At 70.4% G+C, this 19,138-nt stretch carries 16 protein-coding genes; 6 read left to right on the top strand and 10 right to left on the bottom strand.

The window, feature by feature from the left end; translation table 11 throughout:
* Positions 1-37 precede the first annotated feature (37 nt).
* Positions 38-1,186, bottom strand: a complete 1,149-nt coding sequence (locus tag V8690_RS37985; protein WP_338784570.1) for a glycosyltransferase family 4 protein — start codon at positions 1,184-1,186, stop codon at positions 38-40.
* 239 nt (positions 1,187-1,425) lie between these two features.
* Here V8690_RS37985 and V8690_RS37980 point away from each other — a divergent pair, with 239 nt between their 5' ends.
* The 3 genes from V8690_RS37980 (at position 1,426) to V8690_RS37970 (ending at position 4,567) form a co-directional block, all read left to right on the top strand.
* Positions 1,426-2,388 carry a class I SAM-dependent methyltransferase gene (locus V8690_RS37980; RefSeq protein ID WP_338784569.1) on the top strand — a complete coding sequence of 321 codons (963 nt, stop codon included), beginning with the start codon at positions 1,426-1,428 and terminating at the stop codon, positions 2,386-2,388.
* Between the two features lie 408 nt (positions 2,389-2,796).
* Complete coding sequence (locus V8690_RS37975; RefSeq protein ID WP_338784568.1) at positions 2,797-3,753, top strand: hypothetical protein; 957 nt, start codon at positions 2,797-2,799, stop codon at positions 3,751-3,753.
* A 43-nt stretch (positions 3,754-3,796) separates the two neighbouring features.
* A complete protein-coding gene (locus V8690_RS37970; RefSeq protein ID WP_338784567.1) occupies positions 3,797-4,567 on the top strand; it encodes a transposase in 771 nt (256 codons plus the stop codon).
* 79 nt (positions 4,568-4,646) lie between these two features.
* On the opposite strand, the gene V8690_RS37965 is transcribed toward V8690_RS37970, so the two are convergent.
* The 3 genes from V8690_RS37965 to V8690_RS37955 are packed head-to-tail and all read right to left on the bottom strand — an operon-like array spanning position 4,647 to position 7,403.
* Positions 4,647-5,582, bottom strand: coding sequence for an NAD-dependent epimerase/dehydratase family protein (locus V8690_RS37965; RefSeq protein WP_338784566.1), 936 nt, complete (start codon positions 5,580-5,582; stop codon positions 4,647-4,649).
* Positions 5,579-6,283, bottom strand: a complete 705-nt coding sequence (locus tag V8690_RS37960) for a sugar transferase (RefSeq protein WP_338784565.1) — start codon at positions 6,281-6,283, stop codon at positions 5,579-5,581. Before V8690_RS37960 ends, V8690_RS37965 begins: the two co-directional genes overlap by 4 nt.
* 58 nt (positions 6,284-6,341) lie before the next feature.
* A complete protein-coding gene (locus V8690_RS37955; protein ID WP_338784564.1) occupies positions 6,342-7,403 on the bottom strand; it encodes a glycosyltransferase family 4 protein in 1,062 nt (353 codons plus the stop codon).
* Positions 7,404-7,518: 115 nt separating this feature from the next.
* Between V8690_RS37955 and V8690_RS37950 the strand changes: the two genes are divergently transcribed.
* Positions 7,519-8,931 (top strand): polysaccharide biosynthesis tyrosine autokinase, encoded by a 1,413-nt coding sequence (locus tag V8690_RS37950; protein ID WP_338784563.1) that lies wholly within the window; start codon positions 7,519-7,521, stop codon positions 8,929-8,931.
* A gap of 18 nt (positions 8,932-8,949) precedes the next feature.
* Entirely contained in the window at positions 8,950-10,371 is a 1,422-nt protein-coding gene (locus V8690_RS37945) for an O-antigen ligase family protein (RefSeq protein ID WP_338784562.1), read from the top strand.
* 23 nt (positions 10,372-10,394) lie between these two features.
* Here the strand turns inward: V8690_RS37945 and V8690_RS37940 are convergent, their stop codons facing one another.
* The 5 genes from V8690_RS37940 to V8690_RS37920 form a co-directional block, all read right to left on the bottom strand.
* A complete protein-coding gene (locus tag V8690_RS37940; protein WP_338784561.1) occupies positions 10,395-11,390 on the bottom strand; it encodes a glycosyltransferase family 2 protein in 996 nt (331 codons plus the stop codon).
* Positions 11,387-11,833 carry a hypothetical protein gene (locus V8690_RS37935; protein WP_338784560.1) on the bottom strand — a complete coding sequence of 149 codons (447 nt, stop codon included), beginning with the start codon at positions 11,831-11,833 and terminating at the stop codon, positions 11,387-11,389. Before V8690_RS37935 ends, V8690_RS37940 begins: the two co-directional genes overlap by 4 nt.
* A 788-nt stretch (positions 11,834-12,621) precedes the next feature.
* Entirely contained in the window at positions 12,622-14,217 is a 1,596-nt protein-coding gene (locus V8690_RS37930; protein WP_338784559.1) for a polysaccharide biosynthesis C-terminal domain-containing protein, read from the bottom strand.
* Between the two features lie 9 nt (positions 14,218-14,226).
* Positions 14,227-15,252 carry an LCP family protein gene (locus V8690_RS37925; protein ID WP_338784558.1) on the bottom strand — a complete coding sequence of 342 codons (1,026 nt, stop codon included), beginning with the start codon at positions 15,250-15,252 and terminating at the stop codon, positions 14,227-14,229.
* Positions 15,252-17,975 (bottom strand): DegT/DnrJ/EryC1/StrS family aminotransferase, encoded by a 2,724-nt coding sequence (locus V8690_RS37920; RefSeq protein WP_338784557.1) that lies wholly within the window; start codon positions 17,973-17,975, stop codon positions 15,252-15,254. Before V8690_RS37920 ends, V8690_RS37925 begins: the two co-directional genes overlap by 1 nt.
* A 181-nt stretch (positions 17,976-18,156) precedes the next feature.
* Here V8690_RS37920 and V8690_RS37915 point away from each other — a divergent pair, with 181 nt between their 5' ends.
* A complete protein-coding gene (locus V8690_RS37915; protein ID WP_338784556.1) occupies positions 18,157-18,939 on the top strand; it encodes a TetR family transcriptional regulator in 783 nt (260 codons plus the stop codon).
* Here V8690_RS37915 and V8690_RS37910 read toward each other — a convergent pair.
* Complete coding sequence (locus tag V8690_RS37910) at positions 18,911-19,129, bottom strand: hypothetical protein (RefSeq protein WP_338784555.1); 219 nt, start codon at positions 19,127-19,129, stop codon at positions 18,911-18,913. The two genes, V8690_RS37915 and V8690_RS37910, sit on opposite strands and share 29 nt — an antisense overlap.
* Positions 19,130-19,138 lie beyond the last annotated feature (9 nt).

The raw sequence follows: 19,138 nt of genomic DNA, 5'->3' as shown, positions 1-19,138 counted from the left end.
TGTCGTCCCGTGCCGGTACGCACCGGGCCGGGAGGCGTCAGAGGCCGGTGGGCGGTGGGCGGGTGTGGGTCGGCCGGGTCCTCGGTAGTCCCAGCAGGTCGCGGTAGCAGGCGTCGAGGCGGGCGCACATGTTCTCGGGTGCGAAGGCCGCCCGTACGCGGTCTCGTCCCTGCCGCCCCATTTCGGCGCCTTCCTGGGGGTGTTCGAGCAGCCAGCCGACCGCGCGGACGAGGGCTTCCGAGTCGCCCGGTTCCGCGAGCAGGCCCGTGGCGCCGTGCTCCACCAGGTCGGGGACTGCGTTGACCGCTGTAGCGACGACCGGCCGGGCCGCCGCGAGCGCCTCCGTGAGGGCTCGACCGAGGCCCTCGTAGAGGGACGTGATGACGAAGACGTCCAGTCCGGCCACCAGTTCGGCGGCGTCCGGGCGGTGGCCGGTGAGCCGGATCTCGACGCCCAGTTCCGCCGCGAGCCGCCGGACGTGCCCGGCCAGCGGCCCGTCACCGATCATGACGAAGGCGGTGTCCGGGAACCTTCCCTGGACGGTGGCGGCCATCCGCACGAAATCCAGTGGCGCCTTCTGGGCGTCGATCCGCCCGACGGTGCCGATGAGCGTCACCCGGGACGGCACACCGAGTGCGCGCCGTGCGACCGGCTCGAACCCGTCGGGGACGCGGGCCAGCTCCACCGCCGACGGCACGACGTGGACGCTGCCGGGAGGAGCCAGCCGCTCCTCCACGACCTGGCGCGCCACGCCTGGTGCGACGGCGAGGTAGCGGTGGGCGAGGCGCCTCGTCACCCGTTCGAGCCCGTGGTAGATCCTGCGCCGGACCGGGGGCATGCGGTCGTGGAAGCTCAGGCCGTGGAAGGTGTGCACCACCACCGGCGTACGGCACAGCCATGCGGCCAGCCGGCCGAGGAAGCCGCCCTTCGCGGAGTGGGTGTGCACGACGGTGAACCGTTCGCGGCGGACCAGCCGGATCAGCCGCCAGAGCACGAGGGCGTCCACCGGGGTGAGAACGTGGCGGAACTCCGGGATCTCGACTGTGCGCACCCCCGCGGCCCGGGCCCGGTCCCACAGTTCACCGCCCGGCCCGCCCGCGATCCACACCTCGTACCGGCCGGGGTCCATCCCCATGGCCGACAGCAGGGTGTTGCCACCGGCGCCCCCCTGCATACGGGTGATCACATGCAGCACCTTGACGCGCGGCAGCACCGGCCGCGGCGGCAACCGGTCGGCCGATGACGCGCACGGTGGCGGTGCGGGCCAATCAGGGACGGCACCCACGGGAGAGGTGGTCGCCGCAAGAACCGGGGCCGACATTCCGCCACTCCCTTCCTAATGTGTATATTTACGTCGTATACGTACATGTTCCACCTCGGATGAAGCCGGGTCAAGCCGACTGCTCAACGGACGGAGGAGGCGCAATGGCCCTGGTCGGACTGGAACGCATCGAGCGGCTGCTGGTGTGCCCGCACTGCCGGTCGCCCCTGAGCGCGGCGCGCGATGTCCTCTCCTGCACGTCGCCCCAGTGCCCGCACCACGCGTCGGCCGGCTTCCCGGTGGTCGGCCGATGGCCGGTCCTCGTCGACTTCGAGCGAAGCGTGGTTCGCCGTGAAGACTTCGCGGACGGCGCCGGACGCGTACGGCAGGATTCCCTCGGCCGCGCCTCCCGGCTGCCCCGCCCGCTGCGCCGCCTCTGGAAGCCGTCGAACCGGGTAGCGGTCCGGAACATCGACGTACTGATGCGCGCTCTTCCCGGTTCCGCCCCGACGCTGCTCGTCGTCGGCGGCGGGACGGTGGGCAACGGCGTGGATGCGGTCTACCGCGATCCGCGCATCCAGGTCATCGCCTTCGACCTCGTCGGCAGCCCGGTGACCCAGTTCATCGCGGACGCCCATCACATCCCGCTGCCCACGGCGAGCGTCGACGGGGTGCTGGTGCAGGCCGTACTCGAGCACGTGCTCGATCCGGCCCTGGTCGTCGCCGAGATCCACCGGGTCCTGAAGAGCGACGGCCTCGTCTACGCGGAGACGCCGTTCCTCCAGCAGGTGCACGCCGGGCCCTACGACTTCACCCGGTTCACCGCGAGCGGCCACCGCTATCTCTTCCGAGGGTTCGAAGAACTCGCGGCCGGCCCCGTCGCGGGCCCAGGCACCCAACTGCTCTGGAGCGTCGACCACTTGGTGCGGGGCCTGACCCGCTCCGCCTTCGCGGGCCGTGTGACGCGCCTGCTGCTGTGCTGGCTGCGGGTCCTCGACCGCCTCGTCCCGGCGCAGTACGCGATGGACGACGCCTCGGCCTACTACTTCCTGGGACGCCGACGGGAGGGCGGGATGTCGGCCCCGGAGATCGTGGCCTATTACGGCGGGGCGCAGACGAAGCACTGAAGGGACGTCCCCGACGGACGCACTTCACGCAGCCGGCCCGGTTACGACGTGCACACGCGGTAAAATATACGTCGTAAATTGACAAACGAAGGAGTCGACGGTCCCGCAGTGCGCCGCCCAGATCAAAGATCGATTCACGGGCAGGCTCCGATGTCAAGCCTGGCAATGGGACAAGTTTAGGGTAGAGTGCGCCACTCGAGCGGGCGCCGACCGCTAAAATTGTTCCATGCACACGGAGTTCCTGCTTTGCACCGAGCACAGAGATCACAGCCGGAGATGCCTTCCAGTTTCAGCCCTGTCTCCCGTAGATCGATATTGGCGCTGATAGCAATCCCTCTTCTCAGTGCAGGGCGACGCCCTCCCAGCGACGGCGGCAAAGTCCTCGTCGCGGACTACGCCACACCCCAGTTGGCGGCCAATGCCGCCGCCGGCAAGCGTCTCGTCTTCCCGGCGGGGCGAACGTACACGGTCACTTCGCTGTCGATTCCGGCCAACTGCTACGTCGAAGGCAACGGCTCGATCCTGCGCTTCCCCGACAACTCCACCGCCTCGACCGGGCAGAGCGACGAGATCCTGAAGGTGAGCGGCTCGGGCGTCACGATCGACAACCTCAGATTCGACGGACGTGCGGCGAACCAGGGAGCCACCTGGTCCCAGTTCCGCCACTGCTTGGGGATCCACGGAAACTTCAGCGACGTGGTTGTCAAGAACTGCCAATTCAACAACATCATCGGCGACGGCGTCTATGTGAACATCGGCGGTTCCGCCACGAATTGCACCATCGGGCCGAACAACACGTTCACGTCTGATCACTTCAACCGGAACGGTGTTTCCATCATCGCCGGTACGCGCATCGAGGTGCACAACAACACCTTTACCAAGTGTTCACGCTCCGGAATGCCCGGCCCCATCGACCTCGAGCCCAACTCATCCACCGAGACGTTGTCCGACGTGTTCGTCCACCACAACACGATCGTCGGCGGATCCACGGCCGGCACAGGTACGCTGCCGGGCATTGTGTACAGCGGCTTCCAGAACGCGGCAGCCAACAACATTCACATCCATGACAATGACATCAGTGGAACCAGGTTCACGGACGGTGTCCTGATCATCGGCATCAGCGGCGGTCCGTTCAACGCCGCGAAGAACCTGAACGTCTACCGGAACAACATCCACGACATTGGGAACGCGAACAGGTTCGGCGTCGGCATCAACCACTACATAGGCGCGAATGTGTACGACAACACGTTCGACGGCATGCAGTGGGCCATATACAACTACAAGGGCGCTCTGGGCACTTCGACCGGCAACACGTTCATCGGAGTGACAACGCAGATCACACATGACGATCCGCACCATGCCTAAGGGCTGTCCCGTAACTGCTGGTCACGGGTGAGATGATCTTGCGGTGTCTGGTGTGATCACGGCGTCGGAGCCCTCCTGGATAGCCCCGTTCACCGGGCTGAGCCCGCGTCAATTCGGCAAGCTGATCACCTCGCTCCGGCGTGAGGGTGCAGATCCGGTGCGCAAGGGTCGGCCCTGGAGTCTGCCACTGGAGGACCGTGTGCTCCTGGTAGCCGCGTACTGGCGCACGAACCTGACTCTGCGCCAACTGGCCCCGCTGTTCGGGGTGTCCAAGTCGGCGGCCGACCGCATCATCGACCATCTCGGGCCCGCGCTCGCGCTCCAGCAGCGCAAGCGGTTCCGCAAGGACACCGTGCTGATCGTCGACGGCACCCTCGTTCCCACGCGCGACCATGCCATCGCCGAGCAGTCCAAGAACTACCGGTACTCCACCAACCACCAGGTCGTCATCGATGCCGACACCCGGCTCGTCGTCGCGGTCGGCCGACCAGTCGCAGGCAACCGCAACGACTGCAAGGCGTGGGAGCTGTCCGGCGCGAATAGCGCCGTCGGCAAGACCACGGTCATCGCAGATGGCGGCTACCGGGGCACTGGCCTGGTCATCCCGCACCGCCGCGAGAAGGGCCAGACCGAACTCCCGGACTGGAAGGAGGAGCACAACGCCTCCCACCGCAAAGTTCGCGCCCGCGTGGAGCACGCCCTCGCCCGCATGAAGACCTGGAAGATCCTGCGCGACTGCCGGCTGAAAGGCGACGGCGTCCACCACGCCATGCTCGGCATTGCCCGCCTGCACAACCTCGTCCTTGCCGGATGACGCAGAAACCACCAGTCCATCCCAGCACGTCAAAGATCATTTACGGGACAGCCCTTAGTCGAACAGGCGCCCCTGGTGGTCAGACGGCCGACACCTGGCGGCCGGTGCGTGCCGCCGTCACCATCGCCGCGAGTCCGTCCCGCAGTCCCGTCGCCGGCCGGTAGCCGAACGCCTCGCGCGCGCGGGTGATGTCGGCCGCGGTGCGCCGGGCGTCACCCGGCTGGCGCGGTACGCGGACCACACGCACCGGAGTGCCGAGCAGGCGGAGCAGGGCGATGGCGTCGTTCATCGTCACCTCGCAGCCGCCCCCCACGTTGGCGACACCGCTCCACGAGGACAGCGCCGCCTCGCGCATGGCGGTCACCACATCGGTGACGTAGGTGAAGTCGCGGCTCTGCTCCCCGTCCCCGTAGAGCAGGAACGGACGCTCACTGATCGCGGTCGCCACCAGCCGCGAGAACGCCATGTCGGGTCGCTGACCCGGCCCGTAGACGCTGAACAGCCGCAACGAGGCGACGGGGAGGCCGAAGGCGGCACGATAGGCCTCGCACAGGTGCTCCGCGGCGAGCTTCGTCACGCCGTACGGGGAGACGGGGGCGGGGCGCACGGTCTCCCTGGTCGGGTACGCCTCGGCGTCTCCGTACACCGACGAACTGGAGGCGTAGACGAGGCGGCGCAGGCCGGTGGCGCGGGCCGCCTCCAGCACGCGCTGGGTCGCCAGGACGTTGCGCTCCACGTAGACGGCGAACTCCGGGCCCCAGGATCCGCGGACGCCGGGCTGGCCCGCGAGGTGGTAGACGGCGTCGGCATCGGCGAAGACCGGCTCCAGGGGAGCCCGGAGGAGATCGGCCCGCCGGAAGGCGAATCCGTCCCGGGCCAGCAGCGGGCCGAGGTTCTCCCGCTTGCGCGCCGGGGCGTAGAAGTCCGTCATGGCGTCGACGCCGACCACCTCGTCGCCACGCGACAACAGGTGTTCACACAGGTGGGAACCGATGAATCCGGCTGCCCCGGTCACGACCGCGCGCATAAGGATCGGCCTTCCTCGGTGTGCCGTGCACCGGCATCGCCCGGCCGGTCGGAGCACGGGCCGGAGACGCCCCTGTCCCAGAGGCCGGACAGCACGTACCACAGCGTTCGGACGATGTAACCCATCACGGTGGTCAGGGAGTTACGGGAAAGGAGCTCCGAGTCCAGCTCGGCACGCAGCGGAACCAAGACGGCCAAGTAGTACTCCTCCGGATCCGGCCTGTCGTCGAGCAGCGCGGCGTGCGCGCGCGAACGGAGCTGGCACGGTCCGGTGAGCCCCGGCCGGTGGCGGAACAACCACTGGTACTGGGGCGGGAAACGCACAGCCAGGTCGACCGACTCCGGGCGCGGTCCCACCAGCGTCATGTCACCGCGCAACACGTTGATCAGCTGCGGCAGTTCGTCCAGGTGGAACCGCCTGAGCAACTGTCCCGAGCCGGTCACGCGTGAGTCGCGGCCGTTGGTGAGTGCGGAACCGGTCGCACCGGTGCGCATGGTCCGGAACTTGTAGAGGGTGAACTCGCGCGCGCCCTCCCCGATCCGCTGCTGCCGGAAGAGCACTGGCCTGCCGCTGGTGGCGCGGATCAGCACGGACAGGAGGAGCATCAGGGGCGTCAGCACGACGAGCAGGACGAGGGCGACGACGACGTCCAGAGCGCGGCGCGTCCACGGCAGGGCCACGGGAGTCATCGGCGGCAGGGCCGGCCACGGACGTCGGCGGACAGGGGATGGCGGGCGCGCGCGGTCATCACCGTACGCCCCCGAGCTCCAGTGCCGCGGTCCACCGGGGGAGCCAGGCTTCGTACGAGTACCGGCGGCCGACGACGGCCCGGGCTTCGCGCCCCAGCTGCTCCCGGGCGGCGTCCGATGCCTCCAGGAAGCCCCGGATCGCGTCGGTCCACTCGCTTTCGTCGCGGGCTGGCGGCATCCCGAGCCGGTCGAGGATCTCGGCGTTCACCCCGATCGGCGTGGCTACGGCGGGCAGCCCCACGGCCCCGTACTGGAGCAGCTTGTAGCCGCACTTGCCCAGGTTGTAGGGGGTCGACGGCAGCGGCATGAGCCCGATGTCCACGTCCGCCAGGGCGGTGCGCTGGCAGTGCGGGCTCCAGTCGACCCGGTCGATGAAGGTCTCGATGCGGCCCAGCGAGCGTGTCGTGGTGCCGATGAGCGTCAGGCGGGCGCCGGTGCGCCGGTGGATCTCTTCGAGCGCACCCGCGACCAGCAGCAGACAGTCCTCGTTGTGCCGCGAGCCGATCCAGCCGAGTCGTGGCGGGTCGTGCAGCGCGTACAAGGTTTTCGGCGTGTAGTCCTCCGGCGCCACGCAACTGGGGATCACCACGACGTCGCGATGGCACCCAGCGGCCCAGTTGCCGAGGACCTCGTTGCCCGCGATGACGCGGTCGGCGTACCGAACCGCCGTTCGTGCCTTGCCCGACTTCGGCGCGAGTCTGCGCAGCACACCACCGGCACCCCAGTCCCACTGCAAGGCGTCGTCGAAGTCGTACACGGCGAAGTCCGCACAGGTGAGCAGCCTGCGTTCCCACCACCCGCGGCTGAGCGGGGACGCCTCCCGATGCAGCAGCAGACGCCGCGGGCGCGCGGCCGCCAGCCGGCGCAGCCGCAGTTCAGCCCGCGCCACGGCCACCGGGTGCCGGGCCAGTCGGGACGGGGCGGCATCGGCGAACGACGCGTAACTGCTGACGGTGAAGTCCGTGTCGACGCGGTCCAACCACTCGAAGACACGGACCCGCGAGCTGCCGGCTCTCCGCCCGTAGGGGGTGATCGCGCACTGCTCGGGACCTGGGTCCATGACTTCACACCCCTCACTGCAAGCTGATACCGTACATTTACGACGTAAACCAGAATATGGCTTCATCGTACGACAGGGTCAAGTAGCCCGCCCCCCACATCGCAGAGGAGCTCCCATGGATCTCCGCGAATACGTCGAGGTGCTGCGCCGACGGTGGCGGTTCGTCGTGGTGTGTGTCCTGCTGGGACTGGCCGCGGCGGTCGCAGTGACCGCCCTGATGCCGCGCACCTACACGGCGAAGGCGCAGCTCTTCATCGCCACCACCGACAACGACAGCGCCAACGCGTACGCGGGCGGCCTGTTCACCCAGCAGCGGGTCAAGTCCTACACACAGATCGCGAACAGCCCCGCGGTACTCGGCGGCGTCATCGGCAGACTCGATCTGAACATGACACCCGAGCAACTCGCGAAGAAGATCAGCGCCCAGGCCCCGCTCGACACGACCCTGGTCGACATCAAGGTCCAGGACCGGTCCGCCACGCGTGCGCAGGCGATCGCCGACGAGACCGCCGCCCAGTTCACGAGGTACATCGACAGCATCGAGAAGGCCTCGGCCGACGAGCCGGCGCTGGTCAAGGCCAGCGTTCTCGGCACTCCCGACCCGCCGACGGCACCGGCGAGCCCGCGTCCCGCCCTGAACGTGGCGATCGGTCTGTTCGGCGGCATCATCGTCGGCGTCACGGGCGCCGTGCTGCGCAACTCGCTCGACACCACGGTCCGCTCGGCAGGAGACGTCCGCCGCCGACTGGACGTGCCGACGCTGGGTGCCCTCCCCAAGCCCGCCCGGCGCCGGGCGGGCACCGGACACGGGCACGGCGGCGTCCGGCGCGACGAAGCGCTCAGCCAGCTGCGGACCCGCCTTTGCCTGCCGCGCGACGGCATGCCGAGCTCACTGCTCGTCAGCAGCGCCCTGCACGGTGAGGGCAGGACCGACACCGCCATCGGCCTGGCCGCCAACGTCGCACGCACGGGCCGACGCGTCGTACTCGTCGAGGGAGACCTGCGCCGGCCCCGTCTTGCCGCAACGCTCGGCCTGCGCGAGGGCCCCGGACTGACCGATGTCGTCACCGGCGGAGCGGCACTCTCCCAGGCCCTCCAGCCCTGGGAGGCCGGACATCTGCGAGTGCTGCCGAGCGGCACTCCCCCGCCCGACGTGACCGCTGTGCTGTCCTCCCGCTACCTGAGACAACTGCTGCGCACCCTCGAGGCGGAGGCGGATCTCGTGGTGCTGGACAGCCCGCCGATGCTGCCCTTCGCCGACGCGGCGATCCTCGCCGGCGACACGGAGGCGGCGCTCCTCGTGGTCCGCCTCGGCAGGAGCAAGTACGACCAGGTGCGCCGTGCCCTGGAGAGCCTGGCCTCCGTGGGCGCGCGCACCCTCGGCGCCGTCGTCACCGCCGCGCCGCCCGACAGGCACACCGGCCCGCACCCGAGCCATGCGCCACAGCGGCACCGTGCTCCGGAGCCCGAGACCCGGACGGCGCCCGCAGCCGACGGCGTCCGCGCCCCGGCCGGCCGCAGCCGGTAGGCACCCGGGAGGCTCCCGATGACGCAACAGCAGTCCACCACGGTACTGATCATCGGGATCTTGACACTGCTGTCCCTGATTCCCTGGGCGATCGCCTTTCGCAGGGCCCGCGTCTTCCGCGACTGGGACCTCACCTCGACCCTGGTCCTGCTGATCGGAGTCCTCGCCAACCTGCCCGCAGCGGCGTACGTGATCGTCAGCGGACGGGAAGAGCGCCTGGACCCCCTCGGCGACGCGGTGATCGGTTTCCCGGGCTGGGCGAACCGGATCGGCGTCGTCGCCAACGGCCTCATGCTCCTGGTCTGCGTGCTGTTCATGCTCGGCCGGCTGGTGTTCGCCCGCGCCCGTATCAATGCGGCACCCCTCATCGCGGCAATGATCGTCCTGACCATGTCCGCCTCCTCCGGCCTGCACGGGCAGCCGCTGTGGACGCCGAGAGAGCTCACCCTGCTGGCGGCCCTGCTCGCGGCGTCGGTCGCACGCCCCGGACGCTCGGCGTTGCTCGGCGGTGCCGCCGTCGCCATGGTGTACACCGTGCTGGGCGGCATCGAGTCGCTCATCGAGCCGTCCACCGTCGTCCGTCCCTGCCGCAGCGACAACCCGTGCGGCGACCTGGGGATCCTCTACGCGGGTGTTTTCAGCAACGAGAACATCTTCAGCCTGCTGGTGGTGGCGAGCATCCCCTTCGTCTGGCTGGCCCTGCGCGGCCGGGTCCGCGTCCTGCTGGCGGGCTACCTCGCCTTCGTGGCCGTCGCCACCGGCAGTTTCCTGGCGAGCGTGACGGCGATCGCCGCGGTGGCCCTGCTGGTGCTGCTCCGGCCGAGGCTTGCCGACCAGCCGGGCGTGGCACCGACCGCGGAACCCGGACCGACCCCCCCGGCCGTGGCACCGGCCGCGGAGGTCGGCCCGGGCCGCCGTCTGCTGGCCGGGGCGGTCCTCACCGGGGCGATCGCCGTCGGCTTCGCCGTGCCCCTGCGCCCCGGGCACTTCGGCGACCTCGGACTGCGTGCCGCCATCTGGGACCTGGCCCGGGAGGAGTGGACCCGCTCTCCGCTCCTCGGTTACGGCGGCGGCGCCTGGTCCGGCAAGTACCCGGGCGGCGAGATCCCCGCGGCGAGCTCGCCCTCGCTGCACAACCAGTGGATCGACGTTCTCTACGCGGGCGGAATCGTCGGACTGCTCCTGTTCGCGGTTCTGCTGGCGTACCTGCTGTTCAGGGGCGGCACCCGGGGCTTTCCGGTCGCGGCCTGCGTCCTGCTGCCCGTGCTCATCGCCTCCGTGCTGGAGCGCCCCTGGTCCTTCGGCCTCAGTAATTCGCTGACCTTCGCACTCGTGGTGGCCACCCTCGTGCCGGTTCAGACGCGGGCACGGGCCGGTGTCGGCACCACCGGGCGGCGCCCCGCGAAGCCCGCGAGGTCAGGCACGATGAGCGACGTCTGAGCCGTACCGCTTCTGGTCTCTCGCTACGCCGTGCGGGCCGTTCGCGGTTCGGCGACGTGCGGTGCCGGAAGGAGCGACGCCGGAAGCGGCCGTCGCCCCTGCCGCAGCCAGCGCAGGAACGCCCGCTGGACGGCAAGCGTGCCCCGCACGTCCACGGGCTGCCCGCGCAGTGCCGCGCCCAGCAGCCGTGCGGCCGGTTCCACGGACAGCGACAGGCCGATCAGCAGCCACGCCTGGCGCTTGGGCCAGTGCCGGAGCATGTAACGGGTGCGGCTGCACAACATCAAATAGTGCCGCCACGGCCCCAGTTGGGCTGAGCTGATCGCCTCGGCGTGAAAGACCCGTGCCTGCGCGATGTGGTACGAGGGCCGGCCGAGCCTTCGCGCCCGCAGGGCGAAGTCGACTTCCTCCATGTACAGGAAGTAGCCCTCGTCGAAGCCGTTCAGTTCGGTGAACAGATGGCGGCGCACCAGGAAGAACGCGCCGATGACCTGATCGACCTGGCGGGACCGGGCCACTTCCTCAGGCCGCAGGTGACGGGGAGGGAAGAGGACGGGCGCCAGCCGGTCGAGGCCCGTCATCCCACCGACGCAGAGACGGGGACTGGGGAACCGTGAGCAGGAGATCAGCGGGCGCCCGTGCGCGTCCACCATGCGTGCGCCGAAGACCCCGAAGCGCTGTGCACCGGGTGTCCGGAGGAACTCGCCGATGATCCTCAGGGTGTCCGGGTACAGCTCTGTGTCCGGGTTCAGGAAGAGCAGGAAGTCGGAGCGGCAGAGCGCGGCGCCCTGGTTGCAGGCCGCCGCGAAGCCGCGGTTGTCGGGGTTGCGCACCACCCGAAGCCGCAGTCCGGTCGACGGAAGGTCGCGGGCGGAGCCGTCGCTCGAGGCGTTGTCGACGACCACCACCTCGCCGACCCGCAGCACCGACTGGTCGGCCCGGGCGATGGAGCGCAGGCAGCTGTGGAGGTGTTCTCCGGCATTCCAGTTGACGATCACGACATCGACGAGGAGGCTCATGGCACACGACCTGCCCCGCCGGAGGGCGCGTAGCGCTGGTGGGACGGGCTCTCCGGGGCGGGGTGCGGACGCAGTTCGTCCAGCAGCCGCCGCAGCGGCTCCAGCGTCCGGTTCCAGTCCAGCCGCCGGGCCTGTTCGTATGCCTCGTCGCTGACCGACTGCCACCGCGCCTCGTCGCTCAGGTCGCCGATGCGAGTGGCGAAGTCCTCCTCGGTATAGGGCACCGATCCGCGCAGCAGGTCGAGGTGACGCCGCCAGGCCGGGACGAGGACGGGCAGCCCGTACGCGAGGTAGTGCAGGTGCTTGGCCGAGAAGCCTTCTTCGCGGATCGCGTCCCGGGTGCAGGTGATCAGCCCGAACTGGTAGTCGCGCAGAACCTCGGCAGAGGCGTAGCCGCGGTAGTTGAGGCCCAGGGACGGATCCGGCGGTGGTCCTCCGTACACGTCGATGTACGGATAGAGCCGGCTGCAGCCGGGACAGCAGCGGAAGGTTGATGAACTGCCCGCTCAGCGAACCGAGGTAGGCGACGCGGGGTGGACGGGCGAACCGCACGCGCTCGGCGGACGGTGAACAACCCCAGTTGAGCTGGAGGAAGTTGGCACCGCTGATGCCGTACTTCGCCTGCGCGTACCGGCCGTAGGTCTCCCAGGAGAACGACAGATACTCCATCTTCTCGAAGAAGTCCTTCTCCCAGTCTCGGAACTTCCTGTGCTGCCCCGGGCTGAGCCGGCCTTCGTCGAGGACCTCGTCGGCCCACGGATTGGGGCAGTCGTAGAGGGTGGCGGCGGATGTGCGGGCCGTCAGTACGCCCGCGTCGTAGGGTGTTTCGCAGATGACCAGGTCGAAGTCGTCCAGCGCCAGTTCGCTGCTGAGGATGCGTCGGCGCAGCCGGTGGTCCGTCATCAGCACGTGGTACGAGAGATGGCGCCGTCCGAAACCCCACCTCCGGGTGAGCATCCTGGACGCGACGTCGTTCGCGTACAGCGCGAGCTTGCCGGGGCGCGCGGACCCGGGGAGCATCCGTCCGAGCGAGCCGCGGCCGGAGGAGGCCCGCGCCAGGCTCTGGGTGTCCACCAGGTGCACGTCGTGACCGTGCTCCCGCAGGAACCGCTCGATGGCCAGGGGCTTGACGCTGTTGGCGTACCCGTCGAGCTGGGCCAGGATCAGCACGCGCCGAGGCCGCCCGTCGCCCCGCCATGGTGAAATCGTTCCGGTCATGATGTGTCCTTCCTTACGCGGGCGTGGTCTCCGCCCGGACGCGGGGCCCATGGATGAGTTCGCGGCCGATGAGCAGCCATGCGAGGGCGAGGCCGGCGGGCACCGGGAGGCCGGCCAGCAGCAGCGGCAGCGCGCCGTGCCACCCCAGTTGCAGCACCAGCAGGTCGCCGAGGACGGCGGTGATCACCGCCAGCGCGGTCGCCGGCAGCCACCGCTTCGGCAAGTGCTGTTCGCGCAGGTCGGCCAGTCGCCGGCACAGGACGACGAAGTACAGGGAGCCCGCCATGATCCCGACCGAGGTGGCCAGGACGACACCGACGACTCCGAACGCGATGGTCAGCGGCACCGTGAGCGCGAGATTCACCGCTGTGGAGAACCAGGAGTAGCGCGTCTCGAGACCAGGGCGACCGATGGCCCGGACGAAGCAGGTACGCATCCCGGTGCAGGCCACCTGCACGGCGTATCCGGCCAGCAGGACGGCGGCCACCGCCCCGCTGAGCGCCAGCTCGGGACCCACCCACACCTCGACCGCCAGGCCCACCGCCGCGGTCGTCACCGCACCGTAGGTCAGCACGGCCGGCAGCCAGCGGAACTGCAACGCGTGGAACTCCCTTACCGCGCCGGGGAGTTGGTGGGTGGCGTAGACGTGGGTCATCCTGGTCAGGATCGGCGGGAAGGCGTACAGCGGCAGGCTGCGCAGCGCGGTCGCCGCCTGGTAGCCGACGGCGAAGATGCCCACATAGCGCACCGGCAGCAGCGCGGCGATGACCACGGCGTCGACCTCTCCGTTGAGGAAGACGGTGAAGCCCGACAACTGCATGCGGGACGCGTAGCCGACGAACTCACGGCGCTCGGCCGACCGTGGCATCAGGGGGCGCCGGATACGGATGTGCCGTGCCCCGAGCCAGAGGCCGCCGACCGTGGTGAGCAGGTACCGCCCCGCGGTGAGCAGGGCGAGCAGCGGGAGGTCGGGGCCGCTGCCGATCAGCGTCACCACGGCCACGGCGTAGACCAGACACGATCCGCCGCTGACGGCTGCGAGACCGGCGAAGCGGGCGTTCGCCTGCAACAGCGCGATGGCGGAGTTGGCGGTCAGGGCCAGGGTGAGCAGCGGGCCGAGGGCCAGCAGCAGGTGCTCGGCTTCTCCAGACAGTTGAGGCGGTACGTCGAGCGCGGAGACGACGACTGGGCCCAGCAGCGCGCCGAGCCCGGTGACGAGCGCGCCCAGACCGACGAAGACAGTCAGTGACCCCACGACCAGCCGGCCGGTACCGTCCCGGTCGCCGCGGGCTGCGTGGTAGGCGTGGAAGCGCGCCAGCGAGGCGCCGACGCCGCCGTCCAGCACGGCTAGCGTGGCCAGGAAGACCAGGATCAGTGACCACACACCGAAGCGGTCGAGCCCCAGTCGGCCGATCAGGTACGGCGTCAGCGCCAGGTTGGTGAGCAGCGGAGCCGCCTGCGCCAGCGCGCTGAAGCCCATGCCAGAGAAGAGACGCCGCGCCAGCGGGGCGGACGTGGTGCCGTCCCTGTCGTCCGGTCGGCCGCGCCCTGCTCCGTCCGGCGCGGCGATCCGGCCGGTGAGTCGCAGCACGTGCTCGCCGAGACGCACGGGCCGGCCTCACTCTCCGGTGCCGGGCGGATGGCCTGCCGCCACCTGCCTGCAAAGGGTGCGCAGTCCGCGCTGGTCGAGGATCAGGACGTACTGGCCGTCGATCATGTCCGACCGGACGATGGGCGCGGTGGTGAAGCGGGTGTCCTCGGAATCCAGGTGACGCAGGCCGAGCACGAGGCCGCGCAGGTCGCCGTTGGACAGCCGGTCGTCCACGCTGACCGTGTCGGTGAGTGCCTCGAGTATCCGGTTCGTCTTCAGTGGGCTGGTGACGCTGACGTCGCCGCGGATCTCACCGACGAGGCTGCGCAGGAACTGCTGCTGCCGCTTGATCCGGTCCAGCTCGCCGCCGGGCAGTCCGTGGCGCTGGCGGACGTAGGAGAGCGCGTCCTCGCCGTTCATGGTGAAGGTGCCCGCCTTGAAGTGCCGCCCCTGCTCCGAGTCGTAGGAGTTCTCCCGCACGGTGATCGGCACACCACCGACCGCGTCGGTGAGGGACCGGAAACCGTGCCAGTCGATGACGGCGAAGTGGTCGACCCTCGCTCCGGTGAGCCGTTCGACCGTCTGGACGAGGAGAGGCGGGCCGCCCCAGGAGAACGCGGCGTTGATCTTCGCGGATCCGTGCCCGGGGACGGGCACCCAGCTGTCCCGCGGTATCGACACGGTGTACGCCGTGCGTTCGCCGGGACCGAGGTGCACCAGCATCAGTGTGTCGCTGCGCTGGGCGCCGTACGTCCACCGCGTGTCTTTCGCCTCGTTCCCGGTGGTCGGTTTCTCGGAGCGGATGTCGACACCGGCCAACAGGAAGGTCGTTCCCTCGCCGCTCTTGGGCCGCGGACCGTCGGGGAAGGCGTCGGGTATCCGGGTGACCCGGTCCCCATAGTGGTCGGTGGCCCACCACAGGCCGCCGGCGCCCAGCCCGACCACGGCGAGAACCACGACCACCAGACAGACCAGCAGGCGCTTCGCCAGCCGGTGGCGTGGCCGGGCCTTCTGCCTCGGTGCCCAGTGCGGCCACTGGGAGGGCGGGGACATCAGAAGTCGTCCGGGTAGGGGTCGGCCAGGCCGGCGTGCCGCTGGTGGGCCGGCGGGGAAGCGGGGAACCCCGGGAAGAGGTCCGCGAGAGCGTGGCGGACCGCGGCGGTGTCGTTGCGTTCCGCGGCGCCGTACAGGACGGGGAGCAGCCCGGCCGGAGCGACCGGGGGACTGACGGAGGTCGCGGCGAGAATGCGTGGGTGGGAGGTGCGTGTGTGGTGCTCCTGCGCTGAGAACAGCGTCTCGTTGAGTTTCTCGCCGGGGCGCAGGCCGGTGAAGCGGATGTCCACGTCGGGCACGTGCACGGACCGGGCGTACTCGCGGACGAGGTCCACGATCCGCACGGGGCCGCTCATGTCGAGAACGAACACCTCACCGCCCTGAGCCATGCGCGCCGCCTCGAGGACCAGGCCGGCGGCCTCCTCGACGGTCATGAAGAACCGGGTCACGTCGGGGTGCGTGACGGTCACCGGGGTGCCCGCGCCGAGTTGCTCCGCCAGAACCGAGAGCAGCGAGCCGCGGCTGCCGAGCACGTTGCCGAACCGAACGGCGCAGAACACGGTGCCGGGCGGGGCGTCCTGCTGGGCGTTCTGCACGATGAGCTCGGACAGACGCTTGGTGGCGCCGAGCACCGACACCGGGTCGGCCGCCTTGTCGGTGGAGATCAGGACGAACCGCGAGGTTCCGTTCGCCGCCGCGGCCCGGACCAGGTTCTCGGTGCCCCGGACGTTCGACTTCACGCCCTCGCCGGGGTTCAGTTCGAGGAGCGGCAGGTGCTTGTGGGCGGCCGCGTGGAAGACGACCTCCGGGCGCAGCTCGCGGAAGATCTGATCGATGCGGGGGCGGTCCCGGATGTCCGATATCACCACGTCGTCGGCGTGCAGGGCATCGCCGTGGAGCTCCAGCTGGAGCCGGTGCAGGTTGGACTCGTCGTGGTCGACGAGGAACAGCCGGCTCGGGCCGAAGGCCTGCACCTGGTGGCACAGTTCGCTGCCGATCGAGCCGCCGGCTCCGGTCACCAGGACGCGTCGGCCGGCGATCGTGGAGCCCGCCTCGGAGCTCACCACCTGCATCTCGGGACGGCCGATCAGCGCGTGGACATCCAGTGACCGCATGTCGCAGCCCACCACGTCGCGGCGGAGCGCGGCGATGAACGACGGCAGGTACCGCACGCGCGCCCCCGCGGCCTCCGCGGTACTCGACACCCGCCGGAAGCGGGCCGCGTCGAGGCCGGGAATGGCCACGACCACCGCCTCGATCCGGTGCGCGGACACGGTCGCCCCGGTGTCGTCGAGCCGGCCGAGCACGGGCAGGCCCTCGATGTCGCCGACCCGGTGCTTGGCCGGATCGTCGTCCAGGAAGCCCACGGGGTCGAGCCCGAACTGCGGGGTGCGCGCCAGGTCCCGTGCGAGTGCCTGACCGGCCTCACCGGCGCCGACTACCAGCGTGCGCAGCCCGGTGGGCGGTGCCGTCCACCGGGCGGTACGCCGTGGCCCGAGCCGGGCCAGCTCCGCACAGACACGGTCGACGGCCCGGTCGGTGAGGTGCGGGTACAGGGGCAGGGACAGCAGCTGCGGGAACAGTGCGTCGGCGCCCGGCAGGCCGCCCGGCGGGGTGATCGCGGCGCGCTGGAAGTGGGGCATGTGGTGCAGCGGAATGAAGTGGACCGAGGTGCCGATACCGCAGTCCGCCAGCCGTTCGATCAGTTCGTCCCGGTCGGTTCCGTACTCCGGGAGCACCCGCACCACGTAGAGGTGACGGGCGTGCCGACCCGGGGTGGCGGGCTCCAGCGGGGCGAGTCCGGGCACGGTCCGAAGCGCCGCCTCATATCGCGCGGCCAGGGCGTGCCGACGCCGCTGCCAGCCGTCGAGGTGCCGGAGCTGGGCCCGCCCGATGGCGGCCTGTACGTCGGTCATGTTGGCCTTGAGACCGGCCTCCTCGACGGTGTAGCGCCAGCTGCCGCCGGGCAGGTCGCGCCGCCAGGCGTCGGCGGACATGCCGTGCAGCCGCGCGCGGCGGACTCGCTCGGCGAGTTCCGGGTCGTCGGTGGTGAGCATGCCGCCCTCGCCGATGGGCAGGTTCTTCGTGGCGTAGAAGCTGAAGCAGGTGGCCCGCGACAGGCTGCCCACCGGGCGGTCACCCACCGTCGTGCCCAGGGCGTGTGCGGCGTCCTCGATCACGTGGGTCAGCGGCAGGCGTGCGGCTTCGGCCAGCTCGGCGACCGGCGTCGGCGACCCGGCGTAGTGCAGGACCGTCATCGCCTGCGGGCAGCCGCACGCCCGGGCCGCGCGGGCCACCGTGTCCGGCGTCGGCATCCCGGTGCGTGGGTCCACGTCGACGAGCACGGGTCGCAGCCCGGCGTGCAGCACCGCCTGGGCCGCGCCGCAGAAGGTCACGGCCGGGACCAGGACGGTGCCGCCGGCCGGCAGTCGCAGGGCTCGCAACGCCAGTTCCAGGGCCGCCGTGCAGGAACTCACCGCGACCGCGTGGGCGGCCGAGACGTACTCCGCGAACTCGCGCTCGAAGCGTTCGGTCTCCGGGCCGGTGGTCACCCACCCGGAAGCGAGCACCCGCTGCGCCGCCCTCCGGGCCTCCGGACTGATCCGGGTGAGGGCGAAGGGCACGTCCCTGCCCGCAGGCTCGGGCGCGAAGACGTCGGCACGCGACTCGCCGTCGAGGGCGGAGGACCGACCGCGCCCGGACCGCAGCTTGTGAGTCGTCATGGGGTGCTCCCCCTGTGCTGGCTTCCGTGGGGAACGTTCCGTCGGGAACGATGACGCCGTCCGCTGTCCCTCCGATTCCTTATCGCGTATATTTACGACGTATACGTACAGATTGCGCCCCTCCGTGCGTAGAGTCAACAGGAGAACGACCACCGCTCGGTCCGACCGCTGGAGGCACCGCATGGCCAAGGAACAGGCCGAGGCGCGACGCAAGGGCCCGGGGGACAACCCGGCCCGTCGTGCGAGCGACCGCGGCCGCTACGGTCGGCTGAGCCGGGAGCGGGTACTGGCCAGCGCCCTGGAACTGGTGGACCGGGAGGGCCTGAGCGCGTTGAGCATGCGTCGGCTGGGCGCCGAGCTCGGTGTGGAGGCGATGGCGCTCTACCGGTACGCGGCGAGCAAGGACGCACTCCTGGACGGACTGGTCGAGGCCCTCTACCTCGAACTCGAGGAGCGTCTGGCCGCCGCGCCCGAACCCGCCGCCACGGCCGAGGTGCCCGCGTGGCGCGCCCGGCTCCACCGTATCGCGCTGGCGACCTACGACGTCTGCCTGGCCCACCCCGAGGCGGTCCCGCTGCTCGCCACGCGCATGCTCGCGGTGCCGCTGGCGCGGCGCCCGGCCGCCGTCCTCAGGGACCACGAGCGCGTGCTCGCCCTGCTGAAGGATGCGGGGTTCGACGAGACGCTCGCCTCCGCCGTGTTCCGCGCCTTCACCGCCTGGCTGCTCGGCTACGTCTCCGTGGAACTGCGGCCCATGGTGGACAACCCCGACGAGCCCGACCCCGCCTTCCGCCTCGGCCTGCACCGCCTGTCACCACAGGAACTGCCCACACTCCGGGAGACCGCCACCGCGCTCGCCGACCGGGGCGGTCCCGAGGGTCTGGCGGCCGGACTGGACGCGCTCCTCGACCGGTTCGCGCGGAGGGAGCGGACCGTCAGGCCCGCGGACGCGGCATCCGGCTGAAGGGCGTGACGGGGCGGTCCAGTGGCTCGCCGTCCACGGTGATGTCGACCGCCTCGTCGAAGAAGGCGAGCCGCCCCTCGATCACACTCGAAGGCGATCCGCTGTGCCTGCCGGTGGGCGGGTTCTTCGCCGGGCGGAGGAGGTCCGTGCGGACCTCCTCGCGCGAGAACGCGTACAGCGGGACCGGCACATCGGCTCC

Source organism: Streptomyces sp. DG1A-41, assembly GCF_037055355.1.
Classification (GTDB): Bacteria; Actinomycetota; Actinomycetes; order Streptomycetales; family Streptomycetaceae; genus Streptomyces.
This window is presented reverse-complemented; position numbering and strand designations above follow the sequence as displayed.

Bases quoted from the DNA above. Each gene is read 5' to 3' on its own strand.
- V8690_RS37955 (WP_338784564.1), bottom strand. From the start codon at position 7,403: ATGGACCCAGGTCCCGAGCAGTGCGCGATCACCCCCTACGGGCGGAGA.
- V8690_RS37920 (WP_338784557.1), bottom strand. From the start codon at position 17,975: ATGACGACTCACAAGCTGCGGTCCGGGCGCGGTCGGTCCTCCGCCCTC.
- V8690_RS37945 (WP_338784562.1), top strand. From the start codon at position 8,950: ATGACGCAACAGCAGTCCACCACGGTACTGATCATCGGGATCTTGACA.
- V8690_RS37980 (WP_338784569.1), top strand. From the start codon at position 1,426: ATGGCCCTGGTCGGACTGGAACGCATCGAGCGGCTGCTGGTGTGCCCG.
- V8690_RS37915 (WP_338784556.1), top strand. From the start codon at position 18,157: ATGGCCAAGGAACAGGCCGAGGCGCGACGCAAGGGCCCGGGGGACAAC.
- V8690_RS37940 (WP_338784561.1), bottom strand. From the start codon at position 11,390: ATGAGCCTCCTCGTCGATGTCGTGATCGTCAACTGGAATGCCGGAGAA.
- V8690_RS37950 (WP_338784563.1), top strand. From the start codon at position 7,519: ATGGATCTCCGCGAATACGTCGAGGTGCTGCGCCGACGGTGGCGGTTC.
- V8690_RS37960 (WP_338784565.1), bottom strand. From the start codon at position 6,283: ATGACTCCCGTGGCCCTGCCGTGGACGCGCCGCGCTCTGGACGTCGTC.
- V8690_RS37925 (WP_338784558.1), bottom strand. From the start codon at position 15,252: ATGTCCCCGCCCTCCCAGTGGCCGCACTGGGCACCGAGGCAGAAGGCC.